Genomic DNA, 17,472 nt, shown 5'->3' on the forward strand with positions numbered 1-17,472 from the left:
GTCAACGCACGCCGCCATCGCCAATGATTGTGTACGGCGCCCAGAACAGCGGATGTGCATAGGCAAACTCGGTCTTGCCCTCGCCGTTCAGGTAACCGGGACCGTCGACCAGGGCCATCATCGCCTGCCGCAGCGCTTCGCTCCGCGACAGTTTTGGATCGTCCGCCTGCCGCTTGAACAGATCGGTTACCAGCTGCCGCGCGGATTGCGAATGCACCGACCAGTTCGTCACCAGCAGCGCGCGCGTTCCGGCGTAGAAGAAGGCACGACCAAGTCCGGACGCGGCCTCCGCGCCGGCACCGGCGCCGGCACCGGTGTTGCAAGCCGACAGGATGACCCAGTCGGCGTCGAGCTTGAGGCCGAGAATCTCCTCCATGGTCAGGAGGCCGTCGCCGCCTTCGCCCGTCACCGTTGGCGATGACAGTGCGAGCGCCGGCTGTGTCAAACCGTTGAGCTCGCCCGGAACAAGGCCGTGCGTGGCAAATGCGAGGATCTTGAAGCCGGAGAGGTTCATCGTCTTGACCGCGCTCTCGGTCGCGCTCTTGCCGAGGAACAGCACCTTTGAGGGATCGGCCTGCAGCGCCAGCGCGATCGATTTGAGTTCGTCGGCCGTATCGGGAAGGCGCGGCAGGAGACCGAGTTCGGCGCTGTCGACGCCGTCGAGCTTCGGGCTGTTGCGACGCTTCAGCGGCATGCCGCGCGTGACGTTGCCACCGACATCGGCCACCTGCACCTTTTCGCCGGCGCCTTCCGCCTCGCTCTCCTGGTCCTTGTTGAAATAGGGATCGCCAAACGCCACGAGATCGCCGCGGCCGGGCTTGCCGGGCGGCAACTGCCGAAGCGTGCGCAAGGCCGCGGCCGACGGCACGGTCGAGACGGCGTGGGTTCGCGCCAGCCATGGCACGTTCCGATAGCCGACGAAGAGCGGATCTTCGTCCGCGGCCACCTCGGCCGGCGCCGTCGGCAGCAGGGACAGCGGCAGCAGGCCAAGCGCGCCATTCGTGACCACGATCAAATTCCTGGCCGGCTTCCAGCCACTCTCGACCGGCTTCAGCAACAGCTCGTAGAGCTCGTAACCAAGCTTGAGATCAAACGGCGGAATGTCCGAGATCATCGCAGCCTGCGGCTCGAGCGCCTCGCGCAGCTTGCGGATCTTCGTCTCGACGTCGCCGATGCTGGCCTTGACCGCCGCGAATGCCACCGGCCCCGACTTCGGCACGGCCCAGACGAAGCTGCCGTACTGACCGAAGTAGAATGACAGCATGGCCTCGTTGTCGGCCAGCGTCGCACGGATCTCTGCGACGCTCGGCGGCTTGGGCGAGACGAGATCGGCGTAGGTCGGAAATCGCCGGTTGATCTCCTGCCGTGCCTTGTCGCGCTCGCTACGCATGGACGCGATCGATGCCTGGATCTGCTGAACGCCCTTTTCGTCGCGATCCGCAGAGGGAATCGCCAGCACATTGTTCAGTGTGCCGAGCTGGGCGTTGACCTGCTTGGTGAGGTCCTGCTGCTTGCGCACGAGCTCGGCCAGCGCGGGATCCTTCGCCGCCGCACGCGCGCTGGAGGCGGCCAGCGCCTGCTGCACGGAGCGGCCGCGGATCGCGTCGGCCAGACCGAACGTCTCCTCGCCGATGCCGCTTCCGGTGCCTTCGGCCCGCGCGAGCAGCAGAAGGTAGCTCTCGACGATGTTCTGGAGCCGCTGGCTGCGCGCGGCCACGACGGTCGTGTTCTCGTCGTCGGCGTTCTCGTTTGCGTTCGCCATCATGATCGGAATGGCGGCCTTGAACTCCCGGATCGCGTCGGCATCGCGCCGCGCGCGCATCAATCCGATCGCCAGCGTGCCGCGCGCCGACGCCGCATCGAAATGGTTCTCGCCGACCCGCCCGACCTGCTTCTTGACCAGCTGCTCCGCGGCGGCGATGCCGGCGTCGAGCTGCCCGGAATTGTAGAGCGCGAGAATGCGCGCCGGATTGAGCTCGATGACCTGGCGGCGCTGCGGATCCCAATTGGCGACCGCCTTGTCGATCCGCGCAAACATGTCGTTGGCCTCGGCATTCTTGCGCTGCAGGTTCAGGATGCCGGCGACCTGCGAAAGCAGCTGCACGGTCGATTGCGAGTCCTCGGGCACGCCAACCGTCTTGTTGATCTCGAGCGCGACGCGGCCGAGCTGCTCGGCTTCGTCGTAACGGCCCTGGTCGACCAGAATGCCGGCCAATCCCATCACATAGCGCGGCGTCACCGGATTGTACTTGCCGGTGTCCTTCAGACGCGACAGCAGCGCCCGGCGCGCGTCGACCTCGGCTTCGGCGAGCCTGCCCTGCCGCGCCTTCATGCGCGCCTGATTCAGGATGCTGCTGTCGACCGCCTGCAACAGAAGGGTTTCGGCCGGCGGATTGTCGCCCTCCAGAACCCCCTTGTTGCCAGCGCGCTTGCGCACCTCCGCGGTGCGATAAGCAGCCTCGGCCTCGGCGAACTGCCCGCGCGCCTCGAAGATCTGGCCGCGCGAAATCTCGATCTCGCCCTCCCAGTTCTGGCCGAGCCGGGCATAGGAGGCGCGCCAGCCCGGAAGTCCGCTGGTGCGTGCCTCCTGGATCGCGGTCAGACTCCGGCGCAGATAAGCTTCGGCCTGTGGGATGTCGCCCATCTGGATCAGGATGGCGGCAATCGAGCGATTGGCGCCAAACTGAAATCCCTTGGCAGTCGGCGTGCCGGCAAAGTCGCGCAGCATCTTCTGGAGGATTTCGAACGCGCGCTTGGGATCGCCCGCAGTCGCATATTGGAACGACTGGAGCTGCATCATCCGCGCCATCATGTTCGGGCTGGCGGCGCCGCGCCCGGTCTCCACGGCCTTGTTGGCATCGGCAGTGGCGTCGGCGAGGCGGCCGAGCTGGGCGCGCGCGTTGGCGCGGTCAAAGTAGAATTGCGCGAGATCCACGCGCGCTTCCTTCCCCGTCGGCACGGCGTCGGCGTCGGATTTCAGCTCAGCGATCAGCTTCTCGTCAGGCTTCTCGCCGTCGAGAATCGCGGTGATGTCGGAGATATTGCGCGGCGGCGCGACGAAGTCCTTTGGCAGGGCGGTGCCGGGATCGAGCTTGGGCGCCGCTTCCTTCGGCAACTCGACGGCGACATTGGCGCGGCCGTTGGCGGCGTTGAGCGCCGCCATCACGCAGGCCTTGACCTTGGGAGAGGCCGTGGCGCGGCACGCTTCCAGATTGGCGCCGCCGCCCGCACGCATGCAGGCTTGCACGATCGGCTTGCCCACGGTCATCCGGCAGTTCTCGATCGCCGCCTCCTTGGTCAGCGCGGCGGCCGAGCCGGTCGATCCGAGCAGGATGGCAAGGGCCAGCAATTTTCGCAGGGGCGTGAAATTGCGACGGGCGTCAAGCGGCATCGCGGAATTGATGCTCATCTCAAAAGACCTTCGTGCAAAATGACTTGGTATAACGGCGCAATCCTATCGATACGGCCCGGGAGAACAAGCGCCAATCGGCGCAGTCTCGGAATATGCCCAAGAGGGTTACCACCTGCGGCCAGGGCCGGGTTCCCCGGGCATCCTGGCGGGGGCACATCGGTTGGCCGGCCAACGCCCCTCGGTCGCCTCAGCGTCCGACGCCGCCGACCAGTCGTGGGCGACGGTTTGCGCACGGGTTCTCAGCCGCCAGGGCTCGCAGCCACGCGCGAAGACTGACGGCCGGCGGCGCCAGTCACTGCAATTTCCGCTTCTCCCCGCTGTCCCGTGAAGATTGAATTCGCGCCACGCTTCGTCGCCGACTAGAGGTGTTGGCAAACAGGCAGAACGCCCTCACCGTCGATCAGATCTTCGGGATCTTCGCCCGCTCCACCACGCCGGTCCATTTGGCGATCTCCGTCTCGATGAGCGCCTTCATCTCTCCCGGTGAGCTGCCGCGGACCTCACCGCCGACGGCCGTCTCCAGGCGCTGCTTGATGTCGGGGTCCCCCAGCACGTCGCGCGTCGCGGCATTGAGCGTCGCGATGATGGCGGGCGGCGTTCCCTTGGGGGCCAGCAGGCCGGCCCAGGGCGCACGTCGTATCCCCCAATGCCGGCCTCCTGAACCGTCGGAACGTCTGGCAGCAACGCAGTGCGCGCCGGCGAGGTCACCGCGAGACCGCGGATCGCGCCGCTCTGGATTTGCGGCGCGAGCAGGACGGGCGTGCCGACGATAACCGGAACCTCGCCACCGAGGAGCGCGGTAACGGATTGCGCATCGCCGCGATAGGGCACATGCACGATCTCGATACCTGCGGTTGCGTTCAGCAACTCTCCTGCCAGGTGATGCGTGCTGCCGAAACCGACCGACCCGAAGCTGAGCGCGCCGGGTTTCTCCTTAGCGATAGTGATGAGATCGCCCAGCGACTTCGCGGGGAAGTCGTTGCGCACGGCAATGACGAGCGCGTAGTAGACCAGCGTCGAGATCATGTCGAAACTCTCGGCCGGCTTATAGGCGAGGCTCTTGTAGGTCGCTGCGGAGATCGCATGGGCGCCGGTGACGAGCCCGAGCGTGTAGCCGTCGGGCGCAGCCTTGGCGATGGCATCCGCCGCGATGTTGCCGCCGGCGCCAGGCTTGGCTTCGACGATGATCGGTTGCCCGAGCTTCTTCGACAGTCCATCGGCGATGATGCGCGACAGCGTGTCGGCGGCGCCGCCCGCAGCGAAACCGTGCAGGAGGCGGATCGGGCGCGACGGATAATTGTCCGCCGACGCGGGGCCGGTCGCGAGACAACCACCAAGCAGAAAAATGGCCGGAGCAAGCCGCTTCATCCAGAGCATGGATGCTTCTCCCTTTTGACTTTTGTTTCGTTGGCCGCAGCGCGTGCGGCGTCTTCGTGATTGTGCTAGCTAACGCGCAAACTCAGTGCATTCAGGCGACGGCGGCATGCCCCAGACATCGCGCGGCAGGCCGACCCAGACTTTTGGCCGCTGCGGACGATCGCGATGCCAGGGACGCGGCTCGAAATAGCCGAGCGCCTCGTCGGTCATGCGGTCGAGATCGCAAAACAGCTCGACCAGATGCCCGTCGGGATTGCGATGATAGATCGCCGTGTTGTGCCCGGGGCCGTGACGAACCGGGCCCCATAGAACGGGGAGCTTGTGCCGCGCGAGATGGTCGCAGGCCTGGTGCATGTGGGTCGGGCCCCGCAGCTCGAAGGCGAAGTGATGCAGGCCGCGGCCGGGCGCGCGGGCAAAATTCAGCGTGTGATGCTCGAAGCCGCTGCGCATGAAGACGAAGCGATCCTCGATCCAGTCGGAGACCCGCAGGCCCATGACGTTGGCATAGAACTCCGATGCCGCATGCGGATCGGGCGTGCGCAGGGCGACGTGGCCGAGCTTGGTGACGGCGAGCGCACCGATCCGCTCCTGCGCGGGCGTCGGCGTCCAGCCCTGGATCAGCTCGAAGCGCGTGCCTTCGGGATCGCTGAATGAAACACCAGGCAGGGGATCACTCTGGAGTTCGGGCCGCAGATCGGCCTGCTTGAGCGCAACGCCCAGCGCCTCGATCTGGACATCAGGCGATATTTCGAAGGCGATGCTCGTCAGCGCGGCCTCGCCGGGCTCGATTACCAGCGACAGCTGCTCGGAATCGTTGGCGAGGAAGATGCGGTTTCCGTCGCGGGCGACGAGGCCGAGGCCGATCACCGCCCGGTAATAGTCGAGCAGCCGCTCGGGATCGGGCGAAGCAAAGGTCGCGTGCCTGAGGCGGGTGAAGCGTGCGATGGGTGCTCGTGTCGTCATCGTGCGGTCCATCCCCTTATGGCGTCATGATGATCTTGCCGAGCGCGGAGCCCTGCTCCAGCAGCGTATGGGCTTTTCTGACCTCGTCGAGCTTCAGGACCGCCGAGATCGCCGGCTTGATGGCATTGCGGCTCAGCGCCTCGATCACGTTGCGCATCAGGGCACGGCGCCCGTCGCGATCGTGGTCGTAGATGTGGAAGGAGAAGCAGCGCACAGCCGGGCAGATATCGAGATGGTTGCGCATCGCCGCCATTAAATTCTCTTCCGGCAGTCCGGCGAAGGCGTTGTACGACAACAGCGTCCCCCACTTGCCGAGCGCGCCGAGATAGCCTGTGAATTCCGGCCCGCAGACATGATCGAGCACGAGGCCGACGCCCTCGCCGTTCGTCAATTCGCGGGTCCGCGTCACCACGTCCTCGTGGCGATAGAAGATGGTGTAATCGGCGCCGTTCGCCTTCGCGAACGCAGCCTTCTCGTCGGTCGAGACCGTGCCGATGACGTTCAGCTGCGCGAGTTTTGCCAGTTGTACCAGCGCCGTGCCGACGCCGCCGGCAGCCCCAATCACCAGCACGCTTGTGGGTGCGCGCGGATGGCGGCACTCATGCAGGAGTGCGTAGGCGACCTGGTAGTTCGAGAGGCACACCGCCGCTTGCAGATCGACATTGCCGGGCAGCGCATGAACGGCATCCGCGGGCGCGACCACATAATCGGCGTAACAGCCGCCGCGCTGGGACAGATCGCGCGCGCTCAGCAGCACCTTCTGGCCGATTGCAAACCCCTCGACATCGGGGCCCATCGCAGAGATGCGGCCCGCGACGTCATTGCCGGGATTGGCCGGCAGCGGCGGCATCCATTTGTAGACGCCGCGCCGGATCAGCACGTCGGGCTGTCCGACCCCGAACGCCTCGGCCCGGATCTGCACTTGGCCTGCGCCCGGCACGGGTACCGGAAGCTCGACCACTTCAAGCGCGTCCGACCCACCCGGCTGACGCACCAGCACTGCCCTCATGTCTTCACGTGCTCCCCAGACATATTTTCGAAAATCATACCGTTTACGAAAATTATTGCAAGATGGTCGTTGGCGCGGCATCTTGAGCCATCGATTCAGCGGCAGAACCCATGCCTGACAGCGCCATTCGCCCCCGCAAGGAATTCGGCAAGACCATTGCCGCCGACATCACGCATCGGCTGCGCGAGGAGATCGTGACCTGCGGTCTGGCCCCCGGCGAGCCGTTGAGGTTCGACGTATTGCGCGAGCGTTTCGGCGCGAGCTTCACCACTTTGCGCGAGGCGCTGACCGCCCTCGCCGCCGAGGGCCTGGTCGACGCCCAGGAGCAGCGCGGATTTCGCGTTGCGCCGGTCAGCCGGCAGGATCTTGTGGAGGTCACCGACGCCCGGGTCCTCATCGAAGTGGAATTGATGCGCCGCGCGATCCAGAAGGGCGATGACGACTGGGAGATTGCCGTCATCTCGACGCTTCACAGGCTGAAACGCATCGAACAACGTGATCCCGAGCATCCGCTGCGCGATCCCGAATGGAAGATCGCCCACCGGCAATTTCACCAGGCGCTGGTCTCCGCCTGCGGCTCTGCGACCCTGCTCGCGATCCGCGCCGAGCTGTTCGATCGCGCCGAGCGATACCGGCTTCTGTCGGCCAATTTCCGGCCACGCCCCCGCGACAAGGCCGGCGAGCACCAGGCGATCATGCAAGCCGCCATATCGCGCAATGCCGATCTCGCCGTGCAGCTGATCGAGACGCATATCCGCACCACCGCGGACAACGTCGCGAAGTACGCCGGGCACCTGCTCGATCCCGAATAGGGCGCTCTCCGCATTTTTCGTTCGCGTCAGGCTTGCGCCGCCGATGATTTTCGAAAATAATAACCAATATCGAAAAACGCGAACTTTCGGGGTAAAGCCATGAAGCTGCTGTCGTTCTTGGATGGGAATCGGGAAAGCTGGGGAGCCGTCGTCGAAAATGGCGTGGTCGATCTTGGCCGCGCCCTGCCCCAATATCCGACGCTCGCCGACTTCCTCGGCAGCAACGACTACGCGCGCCGCGAGGCCATTGTCGCCGAACACAAGCCGACGAGGGCGCTGGCCGACGTCAAATACCTCCCCGTGATCCCCCGTCCCGAAAAGATCGTCTGCGCCGTGCGCAATTATCTCGACCACCATAACGAGGCGGTGGCGTTCGGCATGAAGCGCGATATCACCGAGTTTCCGCCGATCTTCCTGCGGGTCTGGCGCTCGCAGGTCGGCCACAACGCGCCGGTGATCCGGCCGAAAGTCTCCGACAATTTCGACTGGGAAGGCGAGCTTGCCGTCGTCATTGGCAAGGGCGGTCGCCACATCAGCCAGGCCGATGCCTGGAATCACGTGGCGGGCTACTCGATCTACAACGACGTCAGCGTGCGCGACTGGCAGCGCCATGCCGGCCAAATCGCCTCCGGCAAGAATTTCGTCGGTACAGGTCCGTTCGGACCATGGCTCGTTACGCCGGACGAGATCGGCGATCCCGCCAAGCTAAAGCTCGAGACACGCGTTAATGGCGCGGTGGTGCAGTCGTCCGACACCTCGATGCTGATCTTTTCGATCCCGAAGCTAATCGAGTACTGCTCGACCATCTTCGACCTCGTTCCCGGCGACGTGATCGCAACCGGAACGCCCGCCGGTGTCGGCTTCACCCGCAAGCCGCCGATCTTCCTCAAGCCCGGCGACGTGGTCGAGGTGGAGATCGAAAACATCGGTGTGCTGCGCAATCCGGTCGTCGACGAAGCATAGGGCCGCGCATGTCCTACGATGTTCGCAAGACCGCGCTCAGTGTCGAGGAGATCTGGCATGAGCGCGGCCCTCGCCTGGAGAAGCCGCTGTTGGTCGGAACGGCAGCTGCGATCATCCGCAATCCCTTCGCCGGTCGCTACGAGCCCAACCTGATGCCGTTTCAGGCTTCCTTGCGTGAGCTCGGGCGCGAACTTGCAACGCGGCTGATTGCGCAGCTCGGAGGCGCCTCGCACATCGAAGCCTACGGCAAGGGCATCATCGTCGGCGAAGACGGCGAGCTCGAGCACGGCGCGGTCTGGCACGAAGCCGGCGGCCAGGGCATGCGTGAGGTGTTGGGGCAACCCAAGGCGATCGTCCCGGCCGCGAAGACCATCGGCGGGCCGGGCACGCGCCAGATGGTGCCGCTCGGCCACATCCACGCCGCCTATGTTCGCAGCCATTTCGGAACGGCAGAGATGACGCTGTGGGATGCACCAAGGCGTGATGAGATCGCCTTCGGCCTGGTGATGGCAACCGGCGGCCGCCCTCACGCGCGCATCGGCGGCCTCAAGGCGTCCGACATCTCCGTGCATGACGGACAGCGCTGACGGCGCGCGATCAATGCCGGCGCGGATCGCGCGCAGGACCGCTAGCCCTTCGAGACGACGGCGCGGCCGTAGGCCGGCTGCGACTGAACCGGCGGATTCGCGGTCTGGGCCGCGAGCTCACCGATCAGGCGATCGGCGTCGGCGGCCATGCCGTCGGGCGCCTGGATCACCAGCCGCTCAAGCGCCCAGCGATAGGACGAGACACGCTGCTCGAGCGACAGCTGCACCCACTGGATGATCAGCGAGTTCTCCTGCATGCGTGCGACGGCGTCGGCCTTCTCCCGCGGCGACAGCGCCGAGACGCGCGCCATGCTGGCCTCGCGCTTCTTGTCGAGGTCGATGACGCGGATGGCTGAGGCAAAGAACGGTTCAAAACGCGTGATGTCGTTGCGCACGTCCTCGATCAACTGCGCGTAGCGCGAGGAATGCGAGCGATGCGGCTCGTCGATCAGCGTGCGGCCATACATGGTGCGATCGAACACGATCTTCTGCCGCCACGGCGACGGCAACGCCTTGTAGTCGCCGAACACGCTCTTCCAGGCCGGGCGCGACAGTGGCGGCTCGATCATGGGATAGGCAAGGTCGCGGAGCTGACGTTCTTCGTCGGTGAGCTGGAATTGAGAGGCATTCAGGCCGAGGCTTCCGGTGACCTCGGCGCCGAGCCAGCGATGCATGTCGTCGCTGCGCATGTCGGCGCGGGTACGGCCGAAATCGCCGCCACTACAGGCGGCAAGCGTCGCGCCCACAGCCGCGAGCAGGATGGCCGTTACGATTGTGCGGATCTGGCGGATGGAGTCCGGCATTGCAAAAGCCGGACCTTAGCGGCGACGACGACGGCGCCCCGGCGCTGTGCCCGCTTCCGGCCCGCGATCGCCGCTGGTTTCGTCCGCATCGCGCTCGATCCGGATGACGGGAAGGATCAGAATCGTCCCCGTGTCCGCGCGCGGTGTGACGTCCCCCGACGAGCCCACCCGGCGACCGGCCGGAAATTCGATGATCGTCCCCATGTCAGCTCTCTCAATTGCCGCGCGACAAAATGCGCCCCTGCAACATGGGGGTCATTAGGATCAGTTTATGGTTAATGGGATGTAAACAAAGGTTTCGGACCGTAACCGCACGGGCCAGCCGGAGCGTCCCGCTGCGACACGAAATCGGCTGAAATGAGCGGGTTTGCTTCACACCTCGTTTTCCTTAACGAGCCTTTAAAGGAACCGCTGATAGGCTGGGGCAACAGTCTTTTCCAAGTTGCGTACGCCTCCATGACCAAGTCGCTGTTTCCCGGATTTGACGGGCTGATGACACTCTCCCGTCGCGAGGGCGTCGATGTGCGTCCGACGCTGCTGCGGGTGCTGACTGACCTCTATGTCCAGGCGCCCACCCACAGCGAGGACGAGCAGCGGCAATTCGTCGAGCTCGCCACGCGGCTGATCGACCAGGTCGACGATGCAACGCGCGCCGCCGTCAAGGCGCGGCTCGCGATCTATCCGCAGACGCCCATTCCAGTGCTGCAGAAGCTCGGGCTGGTCGCAGCGCAGGAAGGCCGCAGGGTGCCGCTCGCGCGCGAAATCCCGCGGCCTGCGTCCGCCCCCTCGCCCGCCCGCGCGCCGACCGACGCCGAGCAGCGCATGGCCGCCAACATGGCGATGCAGCCGAAGGAAGCGGCCGAGATCCACGACATGTTCTTCGGCGCCGATGCGAGCCAGCGCGCGCTGATCCTGCATAATCTGGCGCAGACGCCGTTGAAGGCCGCACCGCGGATTCCGACCGTGCACAGCAAGCGCGCGATCCAGATCCTGGAGATGGCGGCGATCGCGGGCGATATCGAGAGTTTCATCTACGAGCTCGGTGATACCCTGATCCTGCCCTCGCGCGTCGCAGCAGAGATCGTCGACGATGCCGGCGGCGAAGCGCTTGCGGTGGCCGCCCGCGCACTCGACATGCCGAGCCCGAACTTCCAGCGCATCCTCTTGTTCTTCAAGCCGGAGATCGGCAACTCGGTGGATTCGGTCTACCGGCTGTCGCGCCTCTACGACCGCCTCAGCGACCGCGCCGCGCTGGTGATGCTCGCCGCCTGGCGCGGCTCGACACTCGCCGTCACGCGCGCAAAATATCAGCCATCGCTGCATGACAGCGACCGCCAGCGCGCGCGCGGCGCGACCGGCCAGACGCGGCCAAACGTGCAGCCCGGCTCGAGCCCGGCCGTGCGCACGGGCAGCGGCGGATCGACGGAGCGCTGAGGCACTCTCGTTCAAACGCTGACGCTGAGCGTGAGGCGCGCGACGCGCCCGAGCTCGTCATTGCGAGGAGCTCTTGCGACGAAGCAATCCAGAGTCCCTCCGCGGACAGAGCCTGGATTGCTTCGCTGCGCTCGCAACGACGGTGGCCCTGGTTACGTCTTCGCCAGTTCCAGAAAATGCCGGCCAGCGCGATCCTCGGTCTCGACGATCCAGGCATCCGGATCGAAGCGAAGCTCCTTGGTCAGGCGCTCTTCCACCGTAGGCTCCGGCATCGGCTGCGCCGCCGCTGGCACAAAGAAGCGGTCGACCGGCCGGCCGTCGTCATAGACGGTCTGCGGCGCCGGCACGTAAAGCATCGCGTTGCCGTCGAGCAGCGACACCTTGACGAACACCGCCCCCGCCTCCTCGGCACCGCGATGACGCACGGCGCCGAACACACCCTCGGTCTGGCATCGGCGCAAGTAAGCTGAGACCCAGATATTTGATTTCAAACGCATGAGCACACGATAGGTCAGCGCCGCAAGCAGCGCCAGCCTTGAGGTCTCGCAAAGCGCCGACGCTTATTCGACGGGATGGCCGATCGCGGCGGCGAGCTCGCGCAGCAGGCGGTCCGACACCTGGCCGGTGACGGGCATCTTGTGCTGGCGCTCGAACGTCTGGATCGCCGACTGGGTCTCGCCGCTCATCGAGCCAGTGATCTTCAAATTCCCGTAGCCGTATTCGGACAGCGCGCGCTGCACGCCGGAAAGGCGACGCGCCGCGGGACTTTGCTGCGCCGGGATCGGCGCCGGCGGCCGCGCGACGGCCACCGCGGACGGTGCCGGCGTGGGTGTCGTGGCCTTGATGACCAGATTGGTCATGGGATCACCCGCGCGCGGCGTCGAGGCCGTCGTCTCGGCGGGCTTCTCCGGCGCTTTCTCTGCCGGTTTCGGCTCGACGCGAAACTCGGTTGCTTTTGGTTCGAGCGGCGAGGTATCGGCGCCGACGGGACGCGGGCGCGGCATGAGGTTCGACAGCGACGCGGACGACGGCGCAGGAAGGTTGATCACGGTGCCGAACATCGGCGCCGGATGCCGGCCGGTCTGCAGGAACAGTGCGTTCGCAACGATGGCGCTGATGGCGGCGGCGGCGACGAGGCCGGCCAGCGTGTCCTTGGGGCTGTGCAGGAGCACGCGCATCACGAGATTGCGCTCGGTCTCGACATCCACGACCGCGGCCTTGACACCCTTGGCGCCACGGCGGCGCGGAACAGCTTCGTCCTTTGCAGACTTTCTAGGCACTTTTCTTCACCAGAGCAGGTTGGTCCTGAGGTCGGTCTTGAAGTTCCTGGCGCAGCACCGGCGTCAGCGTCGCGATCTTGCTCTCCGCGGGCTTTGCTTGCGGCGGCGTGTAGACCAGCGGCAGCTTGACCGTGATAGCGGTGCCCTCGCCGAGCTTGCTTTGTACCGTCAATTCGCCGAGATGCAACGCCACAAGGCTCTTCACGATCGACAATCCGAGACCAGTGCCTTCGTGACGACGCTGATAGGTCTTGCCGCACTGGAAGAACGGCGAGCCGATGTGCTTGAGGTCGTCGGGCGCGATGCCGACCCCGGTGTCGCTGATGCGTAGCGTCAGCTGCGAGGCGGAGGCCGACGCAGTTACGGTGACCTGACCGCCACGCTCGGTGAACTTGACGGCGTTGGCGACGAGGTTGAGCACGATCTGCTTGAAGGCCCTGGGATCGCCGGTCATCACAGGCAGATCCTGGGGCGCATCGGTGATGAGATCGATGCCGTTCTCGCGCGCCTTGAGCGCCAGCAGGTTGCAGCAATGCGTCAGCGAGGCGCGTGGCGCGAACGGCTCCGACGCAATCTCGAAATTGCCCGACTCCATCTTCGACATGTCGAGGATGCCGTTGACGACCGACAGCAGATGCTGGCCGGACGCGTTGATCAGCTCGGCATATTCCTTGCGCTGGCTGGCTGCCAGCATCAGGGTCTGCTCCTGCGCGATCATCTCCGAGAAGCCGATGATGGCGTTGAGCGGTGTGCGCAGCTCATGGCTCATGGTAGCGAGGAAGCGCGTCTTGGCGGCGTCAGCGGCTTCCGCCGCGCTGCGGGCCTGATCGAGCGCCTCCTCGGACAGCTTGCGATCGGTGACGTCGCGCATCACGCCGACGACTTCGGCCTCACGCGTGAGATCGCGGCCCAGATCCTGATCGAGCGGCCGGCAGCGCATCTCGACCCAGATGAAATCGACCTGACCGCGCTCGGAACCGGTGGGCTCGCGCCGCAGCCGGAATTCGACGCTGCGCACGTCGCCGCGCGCGGCATCGGAAAGCGCCGTGAGATAGGCCGGGCGATCCGCGACATGGACGCGGTCGAACAGGCCATGGCCGAGCAATTGCGCCACCGGCATGCCGAGCATGGCTTCCGCGGCTTGCGAGATGAATTGCACCGCGCCGTTGCGCTGATGCCGCGAGATGACGTCGCTCATGTTGCGCGCGAGCAGGCGATAGCGCTCCTCCTCGCGCGACAGCAGGGTAACGCTGGTGCGTGCGAGCGACTCGGCGCCGAAGGCGAGGCCCGCGGCATAGAGCGTTGCGGAAGCGACGCCGAACGCCATCATCACACCGCGTTGCGCGGCGCCGACATGTTCGGACGGCAACCAGCCGAACTGGCTCACGAGGATCAATATCGCGGCGCAGGACAGGGCCAGCAACGAGGCAAAGGCCGCGACGCGGCGCGACGCCGACAGCGCGGCTTCGAGGGGAACCACGACCAGCCAGATCGCTGCGAATGATTCGATGCCGCCGGTCGTGCTCGCGATCGCCATGATCAGGCCGGCGAGCGCCAGCGACGATAGCACATGGGCACCTTCATAGCGTCCGGTGCGCGACAGGAACCAGGACAGCATGATCGGTGCGATCAGCCAGGCGAAAGCGGCGACCTCGATCGCGCTCGGCGCGCCACGCAGGACGAGATAAACCGGAAATGCGGCAAAAGCGGCCAGGCTTCCGAGAAGCCGCGGCGCCATGAAAGCTCGGTGGCGTGCACGCATCAGCGCATCGTAACGCGCGGAGGGATGCAGCAGTGCATCGAGACAATCGCGGATGATACTCAAAACTGTCACGGGTCTCGCGCTTCGGCTCAATCGTCTTTGAAGACGTGCCGGAACGCCTCCTTGTCGTTAAGCCAACGTGTCAGAGCGACCTTAAACGAGTGCTAAGGCAATCCGGCCCGGGGCCCGACACCGCGTCATCGCGGAGATTTTTAGACGATTTGGCGATGTCATCATCGGGGATGGTGAACACAGGGTTTCGCCGTCCCCTTCATGGTTTCGAATTGGTGGACGAGCGGGGCCGGAGCATCGCGGGCGCCCGCATCAATCGAAAATTTACGAGACCGCAATGTTCGAAGATTATTGCGTAAATTTTCCGCGAATTAAGCGGAAGGCAATCACTTGCGATTTATCGAGAGTTGCCAGGTCCGGCGCGTTCTGCGGGAATCGCCGCAGGCCAGATCTAACGTACAGGTTCGCAAGATGCGCTTTCTGCTCCGCATCACATTCTGGCTCGGGCTGGTGCTGGTGCTCCTGCCACGGGACAAGACGCCCGAATCGGACAAGCTGCCGCAGATCGGCGCTGCCGACGCGGTGCAGGCTGCGACCGCGGCCGTCTCCGACATGACCCAATTCTGCAAGCGCCAGCCGGCGGCCTGCGAGGTCGGTGGACAGGCCGCGACCATCATTGGCCAGCGGGCCCAGGACGGCGCGAAGAAGATCTACCAGATCATCAACGACAAAAAAGAGCAGATCGAGAAGAACGAAAAGACCGACAAGAAGGCGCCCGACCACACCGGCTCGATCACGGTCGCCGGTGAGGGCGATGCCGCCGCGGCGGAAGCGCCGCGGAACACGCTGACCCAGGACGATCTCGCGCTGGAATGGCGCGGTCCGGAAGCGGCGAATTAGGGCCCAAATCCTATCGATTTCGGCAGCCTGCATCCCTATATTAACGGGAAGCGGGAACCACGGGCCATCAATGACTGCGATTGACGAGATCAGGGACAATTTCGAGCTTCTGGACGACTGGGACGACCGCTACCGGTACGTCATCGAGCTCGGCCGCACCCTGGAACCGATGCCCGAGGCGGAACACTCGGCCGAGAACAAGGTGAATGGCTGCGTCAGCCAGGTCTGGCTCCAGAAGCTGGTCGATCGCGGCGATGGCGCGCCGATCCTGAAGTACCGCGGCGACAGCGACGCGCATATCGTGCGCGGGCTGGTTGCGATCGTGCTCGCGCTGTATTCCGGCCGCACGCCGCAGGAGATTCTTGCGACCGATGCGCTATCGGTGTTCGACGAGTTCGGCTTCCGCGACCATCTGACGCCGCAGCGCTCCAACGGCCTGCGCTCGATGGTCGAGCGGATCAAGACCGACGCGAAAGAAGCGCTCGCGGAAGCTTCTTAGACCCTCATGGTGAGGAGCGCGAAGCGCGTCTCGAACCATGCAGGCCCGCACCGTGCCTGCAGCCATCCTTCGAGACGCCCGCGTTGCGGGCTCCTCAGGATGAGGGCGGAGCGCGGGACTACTTCCGCTTCCGCTGCTGCTGTCCCAGGCCCATCTTCTTCGCCAGTTGCGAACGCGCCACGGCGTAGTTCGGCGCGACCATGGGATAATCGGCCGGCAGGCCCCACTTCTCGCGATATTGCTCGGGCGTCATGCTGTACTGGGTACGCAGATGGCGCTTCAGCGACTTGAAGCGCTTGCCGTCTTCCAGGCACACCAGATAGTCCGGCGCGATCGACTTCTTCAGCGAGACCGCAGGCTTTGCCGGTTCGAGCGGCGCTTCGACGCGGCCCGACGATACCCGCGTCAATGCGCCGTGCACCTGGCTGATCAGGTTCGGAATCTCGGCGGCCGGCGTCGGGTTGTTGCTGACATAGGCCGAGACGATGTTCGCCGTCAGCTCGATGAAATTTTTAGCCCCAACATCCGACATGGGCTCGACCTCTTTCCAACGACTCCGTCGCACTGCATTGGCGGCGGCGAAGTATTCTCTGTCAACAATACGTTTGGCCGAAATACGACGACTGGAAAATATGAACCGATTACTGATCTCGCGGCAACAATTGCGAGATTTACTTAGATACGGCGGGTCTTCAGCCGCGCTGGTCGAGATGGGCGCGCAGCTCATCGATCGAGGCGAAGCGCATCATGCCCTCCGGCATCTGCGCCTCGATCGAGCCGTCTGAATAAAGCGAATAGGCCATGCCGTCGACGATGCCGGATTTGAGCACCGTCACCGGCGGCTGCTCGGCCGGCGGCGGCTCGGGTACGGGCGGAGGTGCGGCGGGAGGCTGAGGAGCAGCAGGCTCGAAGGTCGACGCCGGCCGCAGCGGCGATGGGCGACGCGGTGCCGGCGGCTCCGGCGGGCGTGCGCGGTCGGCCTTCGGCCAGGCATCGTCGAAGCTCGCGGGCGGAACCTCAGGCGCTGCAGGTTCCGTGGGCTCGTCGTGCGGCGGGCTATCGGCGGCTTTCGCCTCGGCGCGCTCGCGCTCCTTGCGCGAGCTCGAGGCGAACATCAGGTTGCGCCGGCGTGGTGCTTCCGGAGTTGCGGGCGGCGGCGGAGGCACTTCCGGCTCGGCGGGTGCCTCGGCCCGCGGGCGATCGCGTGCCGGCGCTTCGGCGTGCCATGGTGGCACGGCAGGCGATGGCGGCGGCTCGACCCGCATTGCAGGAGCGGGCTCCGCCACAGGCGCGCCAGGCGCGGCGAGGCCCGGCGGCAGCACCGGCCTCACGCGAACCTCCGACGACGCGGCGATTCCGGCCAGACGGCGGGCGATGCCTCGCAACTCGAGCAGCACGATGTAGAGGCCGACCAGTAACATTCCGGAGCAGACGCCAATCGTGCCGCTCGTTATGAGCGTGCTGCCGAGGCTGAAATCCCTGATCGAATAGCCAAAAGCGACCGCAAGGAGGCCCGCCACCACGGCGAATATCCCTACAATCAACAAAGCAAAGCTCATCGAACACACCCCCGGCCGCGCATGCACGCGCGACACCCGTTACGCCACGATACCGTCATACTGCGTTCCTCGCCAACGACCAATTGCCGGCGCCGTTCCT

Annotated in this window: 16 protein-coding genes and 1 pseudogene; 6 read left to right on the top strand and 11 right to left on the bottom strand. The window is 65.4% G+C overall.

Annotated features, from left to right (window positions below):
* Window position 1: 1 nt before the first annotated feature.
* The 4 genes and pseudogenes from K3F49_RS12660 to K3F49_RS12680 form a co-directional block, all read right to left on the bottom strand.
* A complete protein-coding gene (locus tag K3F49_RS12660; protein WP_234681243.1) occupies window positions 2-3,409 on the bottom strand; it encodes a CHAT domain-containing protein in 3,408 nt (1,135 codons plus the stop codon).
* Window positions 3,410-3,812: 403 nt separating this feature from the next.
* Window positions 3,813-4,789 (bottom strand): annotated as a pseudogene (locus K3F49_RS12670) (tripartite tricarboxylate transporter substrate binding protein).
* A gap of 69 nt (window positions 4,790-4,858) precedes the next feature.
* Window positions 4,859-5,752, bottom strand: coding sequence for a VOC family protein (locus tag K3F49_RS12675; protein WP_234681244.1), 894 nt, complete (start codon window positions 5,750-5,752; stop codon window positions 4,859-4,861).
* 16 nt (window positions 5,753-5,768) lie between these two features.
* Window positions 5,769-6,761, bottom strand: a complete 993-nt coding sequence (locus K3F49_RS12680) for a zinc-dependent alcohol dehydrogenase family protein (RefSeq protein WP_234681245.1) — start codon at window positions 6,759-6,761, stop codon at window positions 5,769-5,771.
* Between the two features lie 110 nt (window positions 6,762-6,871).
* On the opposite strand from K3F49_RS12680, the gene K3F49_RS12685 reads away from it, so the two are divergent.
* From K3F49_RS12685 to K3F49_RS12695, 3 genes are all read left to right on the top strand, one after another.
* The gene (locus tag K3F49_RS12685) at window positions 6,872-7,573 is read left to right on the top strand and encodes a GntR family transcriptional regulator (protein WP_234681246.1); all 702 of its coding nucleotides are present in this window, start codon (window positions 6,872-6,874) and stop codon (window positions 7,571-7,573) included.
* A 99-nt stretch (window positions 7,574-7,672) separates the two neighbouring features.
* Window positions 7,673-8,536, top strand: a complete 864-nt coding sequence (locus tag K3F49_RS12690; protein ID WP_234681247.1) for a fumarylacetoacetate hydrolase family protein — start codon at window positions 7,673-7,675, stop codon at window positions 8,534-8,536.
* Between the two features lie 8 nt (window positions 8,537-8,544).
* Entirely contained in the window at window positions 8,545-9,123 is a 579-nt protein-coding gene (locus K3F49_RS12695) for an amino acid synthesis family protein (protein WP_234681248.1), read from the top strand.
* Between the two features lie 41 nt (window positions 9,124-9,164).
* Here the strand turns inward: K3F49_RS12695 and K3F49_RS12700 are convergent, their stop codons facing one another.
* Both K3F49_RS12700 and K3F49_RS12705 read right to left on the bottom strand, forming a co-directional pair.
* Complete coding sequence (locus K3F49_RS12700; protein WP_234681249.1) at window positions 9,165-9,926, bottom strand: hypothetical protein; 762 nt, start codon at window positions 9,924-9,926, stop codon at window positions 9,165-9,167.
* Between the two features lie 15 nt (window positions 9,927-9,941).
* Window positions 9,942-10,130, bottom strand: coding sequence for a hypothetical protein (locus K3F49_RS12705; RefSeq protein ID WP_234681250.1), 189 nt, complete (start codon window positions 10,128-10,130; stop codon window positions 9,942-9,944).
* Between the two features lie 252 nt (window positions 10,131-10,382).
* Here K3F49_RS12705 and K3F49_RS12710 point away from each other — a divergent pair, with 252 nt between their 5' ends.
* Window positions 10,383-11,360: a DUF2336 domain-containing protein gene (locus K3F49_RS12710; protein WP_234681251.1), complete on the top strand. Its 978-nt coding sequence runs from the start codon at window positions 10,383-10,385 to the stop codon at window positions 11,358-11,360.
* Window positions 11,361-11,512: 152 nt separating this feature from the next.
* On the opposite strand, the gene K3F49_RS12715 is transcribed toward K3F49_RS12710, so the two are convergent.
* The 3 genes from K3F49_RS12715 to K3F49_RS12725 form a co-directional block, all read right to left on the bottom strand.
* The gene (locus tag K3F49_RS12715; RefSeq protein ID WP_234681252.1) at window positions 11,513-11,857 is read right to left on the bottom strand and encodes a DUF1491 family protein; all 345 of its coding nucleotides are present in this window, start codon (window positions 11,855-11,857) and stop codon (window positions 11,513-11,515) included.
* 63 nt (window positions 11,858-11,920) lie between these two features.
* Window positions 11,921-12,640, bottom strand: a complete 720-nt coding sequence (locus K3F49_RS12720; RefSeq protein ID WP_234681253.1) for a peptidoglycan-binding domain-containing protein — start codon at window positions 12,638-12,640, stop codon at window positions 11,921-11,923.
* The gene (locus K3F49_RS12725) at window positions 12,633-14,474 is read right to left on the bottom strand and encodes a PAS domain-containing sensor histidine kinase (protein ID WP_234681254.1); all 1,842 of its coding nucleotides are present in this window, start codon (window positions 14,472-14,474) and stop codon (window positions 12,633-12,635) included. The genes K3F49_RS12720 and K3F49_RS12725 overlap by 8 nt, the downstream gene beginning before the upstream one ends.
* 411 nt (window positions 14,475-14,885) lie before the next feature.
* Between K3F49_RS12725 and K3F49_RS12730 the strand changes: the two genes are divergently transcribed.
* Window positions 14,886-15,314 (top strand): DUF5330 domain-containing protein, encoded by a 429-nt coding sequence (locus K3F49_RS12730; RefSeq protein ID WP_234681255.1) that lies wholly within the window; start codon window positions 14,886-14,888, stop codon window positions 15,312-15,314.
* A gap of 70 nt (window positions 15,315-15,384) precedes the next feature.
* A complete protein-coding gene (locus tag K3F49_RS12735; RefSeq protein ID WP_234681256.1) occupies window positions 15,385-15,813 on the top strand; it encodes a SufE family protein in 429 nt (142 codons plus the stop codon).
* 118 nt (window positions 15,814-15,931) lie between these two features.
* Here K3F49_RS12735 and K3F49_RS12740 read toward each other — a convergent pair whose 3' ends face one another.
* Both K3F49_RS12740 and K3F49_RS12745 read right to left on the bottom strand, forming a co-directional pair.
* On the bottom strand, window positions 15,932-16,345 hold the full coding sequence (locus tag K3F49_RS12740; RefSeq protein ID WP_148778724.1) for a MucR family transcriptional regulator: 414 nt from the start codon (window positions 16,343-16,345) through the stop codon (window positions 15,932-15,934).
* Window positions 16,346-16,505: 160 nt separating this feature from the next.
* Window positions 16,506-17,372 (bottom strand): DUF308 domain-containing protein, encoded by an 867-nt coding sequence (locus K3F49_RS12745; protein WP_234681257.1) that lies wholly within the window; start codon window positions 17,370-17,372, stop codon window positions 16,506-16,508.
* Window positions 17,373-17,472: the final 100 nt, after the last annotated feature.

It is taken from the genome of Bradyrhizobium monzae, assembly GCF_021458635.1.
GTDB lineage: Bacteria > Pseudomonadota > Alphaproteobacteria > Rhizobiales > Xanthobacteraceae > Bradyrhizobium.